The 12,288-nt window shown below is 72.8% G+C and carries 10 protein-coding genes; 5 read left to right on the forward strand and 5 right to left on the reverse strand.

The genetic code is table 11. From position 1 onward, the window contains the following. The coding region (gene hrpA, locus AC5LSR_RS18075; RefSeq protein WP_493468711.1) for an ATP-dependent RNA helicase HrpA at positions 1 to 1,525 on the reverse strand (1,525 nt) is incomplete at its 3' end. Positions 1,526 to 1,688: 163 nt separating this feature from the next. Between hrpA and AC5LSR_RS18080 the strand changes: the two genes are divergently transcribed. Together AC5LSR_RS18080 and AC5LSR_RS18085 are read left to right on the forward strand one after the other, a co-directional pair. Then, positions 1,689 to 4,175 (forward strand): SpoIIE family protein phosphatase, encoded by a 2,487-nt coding sequence (locus AC5LSR_RS18080; protein ID WP_250292310.1) that lies wholly within the window; start codon positions 1,689 to 1,691, stop codon positions 4,173 to 4,175. A gap of 103 nt (positions 4,176 to 4,278) precedes the next feature. Then, positions 4,279 to 4,494, forward strand: coding sequence for a hypothetical protein (locus AC5LSR_RS18085; RefSeq protein WP_445548513.1), 216 nt, complete (start codon positions 4,279 to 4,281; stop codon positions 4,492 to 4,494). 65 nt (positions 4,495 to 4,559) lie between these two features. On the opposite strand, the gene AC5LSR_RS18090 is transcribed toward AC5LSR_RS18085, so the two are convergent. Next, entirely contained in the window at positions 4,560 to 5,807 is a 1,248-nt protein-coding gene (locus AC5LSR_RS18090) for a phosphate ABC transporter substrate-binding protein PstS (protein ID WP_250283424.1), read from the reverse strand. Between the two features lie 346 nt (positions 5,808 to 6,153). On the opposite strand from AC5LSR_RS18090, the gene AC5LSR_RS18095 reads away from it, so the two are divergent. The 3 genes from AC5LSR_RS18095 (at position 6,154) to AC5LSR_RS18105 (ending at position 9,595) form a co-directional block, all read left to right on the forward strand. Next, positions 6,154 to 7,245, forward strand: a complete 1,092-nt coding sequence (locus AC5LSR_RS18095; protein ID WP_250292309.1) for a substrate-binding domain-containing protein — start codon at positions 6,154 to 6,156, stop codon at positions 7,243 to 7,245. Between the two features lie 173 nt (positions 7,246 to 7,418). Next, entirely contained in the window at positions 7,419 to 7,907 is a 489-nt protein-coding gene (locus AC5LSR_RS18100; protein WP_250283421.1) for a MarR family winged helix-turn-helix transcriptional regulator, read from the forward strand. A 185-nt stretch (positions 7,908 to 8,092) separates the two neighbouring features. Next, the gene (locus AC5LSR_RS18105) at positions 8,093 to 9,595 is read left to right on the forward strand and encodes a DHA2 family efflux MFS transporter permease subunit (protein ID WP_250292307.1); all 1,503 of its coding nucleotides are present in this window, start codon (positions 8,093 to 8,095) and stop codon (positions 9,593 to 9,595) included. 24 nt (positions 9,596 to 9,619) lie between these two features. On the opposite strand, the gene AC5LSR_RS18110 is transcribed toward AC5LSR_RS18105, so the two are convergent. The 3 genes from AC5LSR_RS18110 to AC5LSR_RS18120 form a co-directional block, all read right to left on the reverse strand. Then, a complete protein-coding gene (locus AC5LSR_RS18110; protein WP_445548514.1) occupies positions 9,620 to 10,840 on the reverse strand; it encodes a malic enzyme-like protein in 1,221 nt (406 codons plus the stop codon). Then, a complete protein-coding gene (locus tag AC5LSR_RS18115; protein ID WP_250292304.1) occupies positions 10,840 to 11,196 on the reverse strand; it encodes an ArsR/SmtB family transcription factor in 357 nt (118 codons plus the stop codon). Before AC5LSR_RS18115 ends, AC5LSR_RS18110 begins: the two co-directional genes overlap by 1 nt. A 160-nt stretch (positions 11,197 to 11,356) precedes the next feature. Continuing rightward, positions 11,357 to 11,959 (reverse strand): PaaI family thioesterase, encoded by a 603-nt coding sequence (locus tag AC5LSR_RS18120; RefSeq protein WP_250283414.1) that lies wholly within the window; start codon positions 11,957 to 11,959, stop codon positions 11,357 to 11,359. Positions 11,960 to 12,288 lie beyond the last annotated feature (329 nt).

Below are 12,288 nucleotides of genomic sequence, written 5' to 3' on the forward strand. Positions count from 1 at the left end.
TGTCCGGCTGCTTCGGCGTGCCGGCCGGCTCGACGGCGCCGAGCTCCCGTAGCAGGAGCACGCCGTCGGAGATGCTGCGCGAGTCGGGCGGGTCGATGAAGGGGAAGTCCGCCATGTCACCCAGCCCCAGCGCGGTCATCTGCAGGATGACCGAGGCGAGGTTGGTACGCAGGATCTCCGGGTCGGTGAACGCCGGGCGCGCGCCGAAGTCGTCCTCGGAGTACAGCCGGATGCAGATCCCGTCGGCGACCCGTCCGCACCGCCCCTTGCGCTGGTTCGCGGACGCCTGCGAGACCGCCTCGATCGGCAGCCGCTGCACCTTCGTCCGGTTGCTGTAGCGGGAGATCCGCGCCAGGCCGGGGTCGACGACGTACCTGATGCCCGGGACGGTCAGCGACGTCTCCGCGACGTTGGTGGCGAGCACGATCCGGCGTCCGGTGTGGGGCTGGAACACCCGGTGCTGCTCGGCGGCGGACAGCCGTGCGTACAACGGCACGATCTCGGTGTTCGGCAGCTGCTTCTTCGCCAGGACGTCGGCGGTGTCCCGGATCTCCCGCTCTCCGCTGAGGAAGACCAGGATGTCGCCGGGCCCGGCCGCGCACAGCTCGTCCACGGCGGCGGTGATCGCTTCCGGCAGGTCGCGCTCGATCATCGTGGCCGGGCCGTCACCGCTCTCGCCGTCGGTGCCGGGGTCGGGGCCGGTGCCGGGGCCACCGGCGGCGTCGAAGCCGGCCGGCACGACCAGCGGCCGGTAGCGGACCTCCACCGGGAAGGTGCGGCCGGTGACCTCGATCACCGGCGCGTCCCCGAAGTGGCGGGCGAAACGCCGCGGGTCGATCGTCGCCGAGGTGATGACGACCTTCAGGTCGGGCCGGCGCGGCAGGAGCTGCCGCAGGTAGCCCAGGATGAAGTCGATGTTGAGGCTGCGTTCGTGGGCCTCGTCGATGATCAACGTGTCGTACTGGGACAGCAGCCGGTCGGTCTGGATCTCGGCCAGCAGGATGCCGTCCGTCATCAGCTTGATCAGGCTGTTGTCGCCGACCTCGTCGGTGAACCGCACCTTGTAGCCGACGGTCGCGCCCGGCCGGGCGTCCGGGCCGTCGAGCTCCTCGGTGACGCGTTCGGCCACGGCGCGGGCGGCCAGGCGCCGCGGCTGGGTGTGACCGATCAGCCCGCGCACCCCCCGGCCGAGCTCCAGGCAGATCTTCGGCAGCTGCGTCGTCTTGCCGGAGCCGGTCTCGCCGGCGAGGACCACCACCTGGTGGTCGCGGATCGCGGCGCGGATGTCGTCCCTGCGCTGGCTGACCGGCAGGTCCGGGGGATAGGTGATCCGCGGCACGGCCGCCAGCCGCCGTTGCACGCGCAGCGCCGCCGCCTCGACGTCGGCGGCGATCTCGGCGGCCACCGCCGCGCGGGCCTGGGGGTCGCGTATCCTGCGCGCGCCGTCGACACGGCGTTGCAGGCGGCGCTGGTCACGAACCATCAGATCGGGCAGGCGTTCGGCCAGCTCGGCGAGCGGAGGCATCAGAAGGCAGCGTCCAACAGAGTACGGAGAGCGGGCAAGGGGGCACGAGCATCGGCCGGAAGGCCGGCCGTCCGCCGTCCCCCCGGCATTCCCGGTGTCATGACCTACTATCCCGCACAGCGGGAGCAGATAAGGCGGGGCGGCCTGGGTAGGACATCCGGCGATGGACGTATCCGGAGCACCCGAGACGACGGATGCCGCTGTCGGGGGCGACCCGTTCGGGCCGCTGCCGGTGGCCAGCGCGGTCCTCGACCGGCGGGGCACCGTGGTCTGGTGGAGCCGGGCCGCCGAGCGGATGCTCGGTCATGCCGCCGCGGACGTGCTCGGCCGTGCGGCCACCGCGCTGCTGCACCGGTCGGCGGACGGCACGGCGGTAAGCGCCGGGGCCGGGCGGTGCCAGGCCGACAGCGGCTGGGGAGGACGGCTGCCCGTCGTGCACGCGGACGGCCACCGCATGGACCTCTACGCCCGGGTCTGCCCGATGCTCGGCCCGGACGACGGCTCGAGCTGGCTCGTGCTCGCCTCCGACGACGCGCAGATGCCCTGGTGGATGGTGGACCAGCTGATGCTGGGCGGCATGCTCGCCCAGTCGCCGATCGGCATGGCCCTGCTGGACGAGGAGCTGCGGTACAGGTGGCTGAACGACGCGCTGGCGCGTTCCGGCGGTGTACCGCGCAACGCCCGTCTCGGCCGGCGGCTGAGCGAGCTGCTGCCGGGCCTGCCCGCCGAGCGGATCGAGGAACGGATGCGCGAGGTGCTCCGGACCGGAGTGCCGATCATGAATTTCGAGTACCGCGGCCGGACGGTCGCCGACCCCCACCGGGAGCACGCCTACTCCACCTCCTTCTTCCGGCTGGACGACTCGGCCGGGCGGGTCCTGGGGGTGTGCTACATCGTCGTCGACGTCACCGACCGCTGGCGGGCGCAGCAGCGGCTGGCCCTGCTCAACGACGCCAGCGCGCGGATCGGCAGCAGCCTCGACGTCATGCGCATCACCCAGGACCTGGCGGACGTGGCGGTGCCGCGCCTGGCCGACTTCGTCGTCGTCGACCTGCTGGAGTCGGTCCTGCGGGGTGAGGAACCGGCGCAGCCCGTCACCGGCACATCCCGGATCCGGCGGGCGGGGCAGCGCTCGGTGCTCCCCGGGTGCCCGGAGTCGGTCGCGCGGACCGGGGACGTCGTCCAGCCGTCGTTTCCCGCCGCCCGCTGCCTGACCGACGGCCGGCCCGTGCTGGAACCGGTGCTGGACGTCGCGACGAATCCGTGGATCGCGCAGGACCGGCCCCGGTGGGCGAAGATCCGCCGGTTCGGCATCCGGTCGCTGATGGTGGTTCCGATCCGGACCCGTGGCGTCATCATGGGGGTGGCCACGTTCGTCCGGCGGGTGCGCACGGATCCGTTCGACGAGGACGACCTGCTGATCGCGCAGGAGTTCGCCTCCCGGGCCGCGGTGTGGGTCGACAACGCCCGCCGGTACACCCGGGAGCACGCCGCGGCCCTGACCCTGCAGCGCAGCCTGCTGCCGCGCAGCCTGCCCGGCCAGACCGCCGTGGAGGTGGCGTCGCACTACCGGCCCGCGGACGAGAGCGCGGGCGTGGGCGGGGACTGGTTCGACGTGATCCCGCTGTCGAGCGCCCGGGTGGGCCTGGTCGTCGGGGACGTCGTGGGCCATGGGCTGCACGCGGCGGCGACCATGGGGCGGCTGCGCACCGCCGTGCACACCCTGGCCGGTCTCGATCTTCCCCCCGACGAGCTGCTGGCACACCTGGACGACCTGGTCATCCGGCTCGCCGACGAGGAGGAGAACGCCGCGGGCAGCGCCAGCACCGCAGTGCTGGGGGCCACCTGCATCTTCGCGGTGTACGACCCGGTCAGCCGGCGCTGCACGCTGGCGCGGGCCGGCCACCCCCCGCCCGCCCTCGTCAGCCCCGGCGGGACGGTGGACTTCCTCGACCTGCCGGTGGGCCCGCCGCTGGGCCTCGGTGGCCTGCCGTTCGAGTCCACCGAGCTGGAGCTGGGGGAGGGCAGCCTGCTGGCCCTGTACACCGACGGGCTGGTCGAGGGCCGGGGCAGCGACGTCGACGCCGGGCTGGAGCAGCTGCGCGCGGCGCTGGACGGGGCGGACCGCCCGCTGGAGGAGATCCGGGACAGGGTGATCAAGGAGCTGCTGCCCGACCGGCCCGAGGACGACGTCGCCTTCCTGCTCGCGCGCACCCACGCCCTGCGGGCGGAACGGGTCGCCTCCTGGGACCTTCCCGCGGACCCGGCCGTGGTGGCGCTCGCCCGCGCCCACGCGGCCCGGCAGCTGGTCGCGTGGGGGTGCGGCGAGGAGGTGCTCACCATCGAGCTCGTCGTCAGCGAGCTGGTCACGAACGCGATCCGGTACGCCACCGAACCGATCCGGCTGCGCCTCATCCGCGACCGCACGCTGATCTGTGAGGTCTCCGACGGCAGCAGCACCTCGCCGCGCCTGCGGCACTCCCGCACCACTGACGAGGGCGGCCGGGGGCTGTTCCTGGTGGCGCAGTTCACCCAGCGGTGGGGCGCCAGGTACACGTCCAGAGGCAAGACCATCTGGGCCGAGCAGCCGCTGCGCTCGTTCGACACGGGCCTGCCGAGCTGGGGCGGCCTCTGGGACGCCCCGGTCTGACGCTCCCGTGGGCCGGCTGTGGTCCTTGGTTCACCTTCCGGGCTCTGTCGCCGGGGCCGTCCGGGGGTTATCGTCCGTTTCCGTGTGCGATTCACCGCAGCTCGTGGGCTCGTCCGATATCGCAGCCGCGCTGGGCGTGACCCGTCAGGCCGTCGACCACCGGCTCCGGACCGATCCGCGCGCGCCCGCCCCGGCCGCGGTGGTGAACCGTACCGCGACCTGGGGTGGCACCCGGGTCTGGTGGCGCGCCGACATCGACCGCTGGCTCGGCGGCGCCGACCCCGGCCGGTGGGCGAAAATCCCCGGGGGATGCCGGTGAGGCCCCGCCCGGGGTGAGCGCCGTGACGGCAGCCCCGGCTGTCCCGGCAGCTCCGGCTGTCCCGGTCAGCCGAGGGAGGCCGTGAGCCGGCGGGCCACGGAGACGACCGGGCCGGGCAGGGGGGCGTAGCCGATCGTCCGGGTGCTCAGCTGCCCCTGGGCAAGGGCGTAGGCGAGGTAGTAGCGCAGGAGCTCGACGTTGTCGTTCCCCCGCGCGCAGACGATCGTGTACGTGACCGCGGACGCCGGGTAGGCGAGCGGGTCGTCCGGCGTGTAGTCGATCGGGAGCCGCAGGTCCTCGCGGCCGGACTGTCCCGGTGCCGCGGCGGACTGTCCCGGTGCCGCGGCGGCCTGGCTCAGCGCCGCGGCGACGCTGGTGCCGTTGGCCGAGACGTACGTGCCGGACGTGGTCCGCAGCGCCGCCGTCGGCAGCCCCTGCTCGGCGGCGAAGGACAGCTCCACGTAGGCGATGCCGCCCGGCCTGTACATGACGCCGGCTGTCACCGCCTCCGAGCCCCTGGCGGCGAGGGAGCTGTCCGGCCAGGACAGCTCCTTGCCGGTCCCGAGGCGCCAGGACGCTCCCACCGTCGCGCTGAGATACCGGGAGAAGATGTCGGTCGATCCGGAGGAGTCCTGGCGGTGGACGGGACGCACTGGCAGGGCGGGCAGTGCGCCGCCGGGATTCTCCGCCGCTATTCGCGGGTCGTTCCAGGTGGTTATCTCGCCCTGGAAGATTCCTGCGACCGTCGCCGGCGACAGCCGCAGGGAGTACGCACCCGGCAGGTTGTAGACGAACACGAGAGCGCCGCCGGCGACGGGGATGTGCAGTGCCCGGCCTGCCGGGGCCGGACCGGACGGTTCGGCGGCCAGGGCTGGTCCGGCTGTTGCGGATGGTTTGTGCGTCGTGGTCGTGATCGACTGGGTACAGCGTTTGTTGGCGTCCTGTTGTTCCCGTTCTGTCAGAACGGCGTCGGAACCGGCGAAAGCCACGTTGCCGGCTATGAAGCGTTGAATACCCACACCCGATCCGACGGGATCGTACGTCACCTGGGCGTCGTGGCAGCGGGTGGTGAAGTCGCTGATCCACCGGGCCTGCAGGTTCTGCTGGAAGGTGGCGCCCGCGCCGACCAGCTTCCCCGCGGCGCACTGCGGATCCGGGCTGGCCCCGGTGGCCCGGTCCGGCCCGTCCGCCGTACAGGCCGTCAGAGCCAGGCAGGCCGTCAGGGCCAGGCAGAACACGGTGACGAGCGGGACGAGCAGCCGGGCGGCCGCCGCTCGCCGTGGCGGAACGCGTCGCGCCGTGGCCACCTCCATCCCCCGATCCGCATTCTCTCGCATCTGGAATACGCGAATGCGGATGGTCGCAGTGGCCCGGAAACGTGGCATCGTGCTCCGTGTGGACGGCCGGCTAATTGAAGGTGAACATGGCTGAAGGGCGGTTGGGACGCCGCCGGCCGGCGCGGGGGCGGCCGGCGTTTTCGTTATTGTTCGCGGCATGCGGCGCCCATCATCCCACCGTGTCCGGCCCGCTCACCGTACCCGTGGGATCCGTACCCGTGAGATCCGTACGCCTGGGATCACCCATGGGATCCATCCCGGCCGGGCCCGTCACGCTCATCAGCACGCCCATCAGTGGGCCGATCGTCTTTCGTATCGGATATTGGCCGTCCCGCTGGTCACCGCGCTGGCGGCCCTGAGCGCACTGCTGGTGGGCGGCCTGCGGCCGGGGCCGGCCGGTATGGGCACGGCGTGCCCGGCGGAGCAGCTTCTCGTGGTCGCCGCCCCCGACATCGTCGACGCCGTCTCCGCCCTGGCCAGCCGCTACACCGACGGCCCGGGCCGGGGATGCACGGCCATCCGGGTCCAGGCGCGGGAGCCGGCGACCGTGGTCGAGGCTCTCAACGGCGGGTGGGACAGCGCACGGTACGGGCCGCGTCCGGACGTGTGGATTCCCGACAGCTCGCTGTGGCCACGCCTGCTCGGCGCCGCCCGGCCGGGCGGCGAGGCCGGTGCCGTCACCGCGCGTACCGGGCCGCCGCTGGCCTATTCGCCGCTGGTCCTCGCGTTGCCCGCCCCCATGGCCAACGCCCTGCACTGGGCGGAACGCCCACCCACCTGGGCCGACATCCTGCGCGCGCTGAGCGCGGAGCAGGGCTGGGCCGCCCTCGGACATCCCGGGTGGGGGCCGGTGCGCCTGGAGATGGCCGACCCGGCCCGCTCCACCCCCGCGCTCCAGGCGCTCATCGCCTGGACGGGCGCCGCCCGCGGCCTCGGCCAGGAGGACTATCTGCCCGCCACCGCGGTGGACCAGCCGTCGGTGGTGGGCCTGCTGCGGAAGCTGCGCTCCCGGGCCGGCCAGGCGCAGGCGGGCTCCGGGGCGGTGTTCGTCATGAACGAACAGGAGGTCTGGCGGTACAACCAGGGCCAGCCGGCGGTCCCGCTGACCGCCGTCTACCCCGCGGACGGGACACCCGTGTCCGACCATCCGTACCTGCTGCTGCATCCGGCGGGCACCGCGGCGGGGCGGCGCGCGGCCGCCGCGGGCCTGTTGCGTTTCCTGCGTGAGCCGGACTCACAGACGTGGCTGGTCAGCCAGGCGTTCCGCTCGGGCCTGGGGGCCGAGGGCGCCCCGTTCGTCCCCGCCAACGGGCTGCGGGCGGACGGCGTCACCGACCTCCTGCCGGCAACGGGTGCCACCACCCTCAGACGGCTCACCCAGGTCTGGGACTCCTTGCCGGTACCTGCCCGATGACAGGACGTCACAGACATCACAGACATCACAGCTGTGCCGCGTGGGCCGAGGGCGGGCGCCGATCGACGCGAGGGGGCCGCGGGCCTCGGCGTGAGGGTGCCGCGATGCCGGTACGGCCGGCCGTCCCAACAAAAAAAGATCTTGTTCTGGATGTATATTGCTACGCTTGCTCCATGGCCACCAGCGCGCGGGCGGCGTCTGTCGCGGACCTCGCCTTCCTCCTGTCGCAGGCAAGCCACGCGCTGACCACGGAGCTGGCGGCCGGCCTCACCGAGCTCGGCATCTCACCGCGTGGCCATTACGTCCTGTCCAGTGCGATGTCGTGCGACCTGACCCAGGGCCAGGTTGCCGAGCTGTGCGCCCTCGACAAGACCACGATGGTGGTGACGCTCGACGAGCTCGAGAAGGCGGGGCTCGTGCAGCGACGGCCGTCGAGCACGGACCGCCGGGCCCGGATCGTCTGGGTCACCGAGGAAGGCAGGCGAACGGCCGCCCGGGCCCACGAGATCGTGACGCGCATCTGCGACGACGTGCTCGCGGCGCTCCCGGCCCCTGAGCGCGACGCCTTCGTCGACGGGCTGGTGCGGCTCGTCCAGGGCCGGCTGTCCACGCCGGTGCAGTGTGAGCGGCCGGTACGGCGGCGCGAGCCCCGGCTCCATTAGTTCTGAAAGAAATCTTCCCGAACAAAACTATCTGGTACGGTCGCATCTGGCGCTCGTGAGCCCAGCCGGCCCCGGCGGCGCGATCATGCTTCTTCCGCGCCGCAACCGGTTCGGCTCCCGAGCCATCCCAAGTCCCCGAGCCGCCAGGAGGCGACCACATGACCGGGCCTGTCGCAGGCGACCGCATGACCGGGCGTGTCGCATCGGCCACCCGAACCGGCGACTCCCGCTGGCCGGCGCTCGTCGTCCTCTGCGTCGGGATGCTGATGATCATTCTGGATGGGGCGATCGTGAACGTGGCGTTGCCCGCCATCCAGAACGACCTCGGCTTCTCCCAGTCGGGCCTGGCCTGGGTCGTCAACGCTTATCTGATCGCCTTTGCCGGCCTGTTGCTCCTCGCCGGCCGGCTCGGCGACCTGATCGGCCGTAAGCGCGTCTTCATGGCCGGGCTGAGCGTGTTCACCGCGGCGTCCCTGCTGTGCGGCGTGGCTGGCAGCCAGGAGATGCTGATCATCGCACGGTTCGTCCAGGGCGTCGGCGGGGCCATGGCCTCCGCCGTGATCCTGGGCATGATCGTTACGATGTTCCCGCAGCCACGGGAGCAGGCCAGGGCGATCGGCGTCTACAGCTTCGTCGCGTCCGCCGGCGCCTCGATCGGCCTGCTCGCCGGCGGTGCCCTCACCCAGGCCCTCAGCTGGCACTGGATCTTCTTCGTCAACATCCCCCTCGGGATCGTGACCGCCGTGCTGGCCGCACGCCTGCTCCAGGCCGAGCGCGGGATCGGGCTGCGCGCGGGAGCCGACATCGCGGGCGCGTTTCTCGTCACCGCGGCGCTGATGCTCGGTGTGTACACAATTGTCGCGGCGGCCGATCACGGCTGGGCCTCCACGCGCACGCTCGGTTCCGGCGCCGTCGCGGCCGCCCTGCTCGCCGGGTTCGTCGTGCGCCAGGCGAGCGCGAGCAACCCGCTCCTGCCGTTGCGTATCTTCCGGTCGCGCAACGTCGTCGGGGCCAACCTCATCCAGATCCTGATGGTGGCCGGCATGTTCGGGATGTTCTTTCTCGGCGCGCTGTACCTGCAGCGGGTGCTCGGCTACGACCCGGTACGGACAGGCCTGGCGTTCCTGCCGGTCTCGCTGGGGATCGGGCTGCTCTCCCTCGGTTTCTCCACACAGCTGAACGCCCGTTTCGGCGAGCGTGCCGTGCTGGTGCCGGGCCTGGTCCTCAGCATGGCCGGGCTCGCGCTGGTCACCCGCGCACCTGTGGGCGGCAGCTATGCCACGGACGTCCTGCCGGCGATGCTGCTGCTCGGCGTCGGCGCGGGACTGTCCTTCCCGGCGCTGACGACACTGGCCATGTCCGCCGCCACGCCCGCCGACTCCGGGCTCGTCTCCGGCCTGGTCAACACGACGTTGCAGGCCGGCGGCGCGCTCGGCCTGGCGATCCTGGCCACGCTGTCGGCGTCGCGCACCGGACACCTGGCCGGGGCCGGGGAGAGCACCGCCGCGGCGCTGACCGGCGGCTACCACCTCGCGTTCGGCGTCGGTGCCGTTTTCGTGGCCGTCGCCGTCCTCATCGCGGCCACCGTCCTGCGCCCAGCGGCCGGGGCGACGTACGAGCCCGCGCCCGCCGACGAGCCTCCCGCCATGGACATCACCTACTTCGAGGGCGCGGCCGCCGCCGAGTAGTCAGCGATCGATTGCCGGCTACGGCTACCCAGCCCCGGTCAGGGCGCGGGCGGCGGCTGCGGCCACGGCCGGCGTGAGGTCCGGATGGTCCAGCGGCGGCAGCAGCTCCCCGGCCCGGGCGTGCGCGGCCAGTGCCTCCACCGCGGCCAGGCGGGCCGCCGGGGTGATTCGGCGCTGGGTGGTGATCGCTGCGGTGAGCAGGCCGGGAAGGGCGTGCAGCGGGCGGGGAGCGGTCGTGGCGGCGGCGAGCGGTGGCGGGGTCTCGGGGCGGGTCCGCAGCAGCGGGACGCCCGGCGGCGGGGCCATCAGCCCGATCAGGTCGATGATCAGATCGATGCCGTCGGCGAGCTGGTGCAGCGGGGCGGTGCCGTAGGGCACCGGGTCGTAGAAGGTGAGGTCACCGATACCGGCGGCGATCAGCAGGCCGGACAGATCCCCGCCGCGGCCCGGATCCACCAGGACGACCCGGGCCCGGCGCGGGTCGATGGAACGCAGCCGCAACGCATTGACGGCCGCGGCGGTGGCGGCGACGGCGAGGCCGTCGTTGACGCTGTCCAACAGCAGATGGGGGACGGTGTCGAGCGCGGCGCGGGCGGCGTGCACATGCTGGATGTGGGTGTGGACCAGGATGGTGGCGGCGAAACCGGGGGCGAGCATGCGCACGGCCGCGGCGAGGTCGTCCGGGCCGTGGGCGGCGATGGGCAGCGGGAAGACGTCGAGGCCGGTGGCCCGGTGCAGGTGGACCGCCTGGGACTCCACCGCGGGCAGGGCGGTCTCGGCCCGCAGCGGCTCGAAGTCGAGCACGGCACTGGCGTCGGTCACCAGGGCGACCCGGCGCGACCGACCGGTGTAGCGGTCGGTGTGCAGGGGGTGCTCGGCCAGATGGGTGATCACGCGGCGGTCCGCGTCGGCGTCCAGCAGCGCGACGTCGTGGCCGGTGGTGGTGACCGCACAGACCCGCTGGGCGAGCTTGCCGGTGGACGCGGCGAGGAAGACCAGGTCCTCGGTGTGCAGGAGGTCGGCGCCCAGCCGGTGGCGCAGGACGCCGCCCAGCCAGGTCAGGGTGTCCGCGCTGTCGGCGTCCAGGGTGATGTGGTGTACCTCGCCGGCGCCCGCCTCGTCCGCCTGGCAGGTGACGGCTCCCGGCGCGTCGGCGATGATCGTCTGGACCGCGGCCAGCGCCCGGGACGGTACCCGGATCTGGATGCTGTACGCCGGGTTGGCCCCGAGCGGGCTAGGAGTGATCACCGTGGTAGGGCGGAGCTCGTCTCGGCCTCGCGTAGCTCCGCCAGCAGTTCCTCACGCCCGGTCAGCATCTCGGTGAGGATCCGCCGCGCGGCCCGCATCAGCTCGGCCACGTCGCCGCCGGCCAGCGCGTACACCACCGTCGAGCCGTCCCGGGTCGCCGTCACGATCCCGGACCTGCGTAGCACCGCCAGTTGCTGGGAGAGGTTCGACGGCTCCACCTCGATGGCCGCCAGCAGCTGGCGCACCGGAGCCGGCCCCTCCGCCAGCAGCTCGAGCACCCGAATCCGTACCGGATGCCCCAGCATGCGGAAGAACTCCGCTTTCGCCTGGTAGAGCGGAACCTGTACCCCCACCGGACTCCCTTCAAGCCCGTCCACCGCACCAGAACCTGTTGTTGACCGGCATCCGTTGTTGAAATTGAAGAACTTCGCAAGTGTACTGCCGGACGCCCGCATCCGCGCCGGGTTCGCCGGCCGCCCCCGAGGGGAGCCGCCCACCGGGGCGGTTGTGAGGCTACCCGTTCTGCCGCTCGGACATGACGGCGCGCAGCCGTTCGGCGTCCGCGTCGCCGAGGGCGAGGTGCCGGCGCGCCGCCTGGAGGCTGACCAGCTGGTAGCTGGCCGTGGCCGTGGCCATCGCGTCGCCGTCCAGGCTGAGGATCTCGGCACCGGCGTGGACGAGCCGGCGGCCGGGCCTGTCCTCGTCCTCGGTGCGGATCCGGGCCACGCAGTCGTAGGCCGTCCCGACGAGCAGCGGCAGGAGGTAGCGCACCTTCATGGTGGTGGTGAACGCCGTCAGACCGGTCCGCAGCACGATCAGGTTGCCCATGACCTCGTCGCAGACCACCCCGGTCAGGCCGCCGTGCACAACCCCCGGGTACGACTCGTGGGCCCGCCCGAAGCGGAAGCGGGCCTGTACCCCCTCCGGATGAGTCCGGATCCGTAGCTGCAGGCCCTGCTCGTTGTGTGGCGAGCAGCCGAAACAGCGGTAGTCCGGCACCGCCGACCAGGGGACCTCGACCGCCTCGCCGGGATGCTCGCCGGCCGGGAACTCCCCCGGCGGGCGGGGGATGTCGATATCGACGGGTACGTCACCGGCGGTGTCGGCGGTTGGCATCCTGAAATCTCCCCGTTCCCGTTCCCGTTCCCGTCGCCGTGGTCGCCTTTTTATGGTTGACGCCGGTGAGCAGGTTACCAGGAATCGCGCGGCGCGATCGGCCGGACGCGGGCCCGGGCGGGTGGCGGGGCAGGTGCCGGCGGCGGCCGGCGCGATTCACCGGGTTCTTTCGCGGAATTGACGGGGAATTCACCGCCACGTCGGCCGGCGGCGGCGCGGCCGTGATTTGTCGGGCTGTCCCCGACCGGCTTTTCTGGCCGGCGCCGGCACGGACCGGGGCGTCGATGGTGTGGCCCGGCCCGGGACGCTCTCGCCCGGCCCGCCCGGCC

The sequence above is a fragment of the Protofrankia sp. CiP1_Cm_nod4 genome (assembly GCF_982290645.1).

Excerpts from the sequence above, each read along its gene's own strand:
- AC5LSR_RS18080 (WP_250292310.1), top strand. The coding sequence starts at position 1,689 with ATGGACGTATCCGGAGCACCCGAGACGACGGATGCCGCTGTCGGGGGC.
- AC5LSR_RS18120 (WP_250283414.1), bottom strand. The coding sequence starts at position 11,959 with ATGCCAACCGCCGACACCGCCGGTGACGTACCCGTCGATATCGACATC.
- AC5LSR_RS18105 (WP_250292307.1), top strand. The coding sequence starts at position 8,093 with ATGACCGGGCGTGTCGCATCGGCCACCCGAACCGGCGACTCCCGCTGG.
- AC5LSR_RS18090 (WP_250283424.1), bottom strand. The coding sequence starts at position 5,807 with ATGGAGGTGGCCACGGCGCGACGCGTTCCGCCACGGCGAGCGGCGGCC.
- AC5LSR_RS18100 (WP_250283421.1), top strand. The coding sequence starts at position 7,419 with ATGGCCACCAGCGCGCGGGCGGCGTCTGTCGCGGACCTCGCCTTCCTC.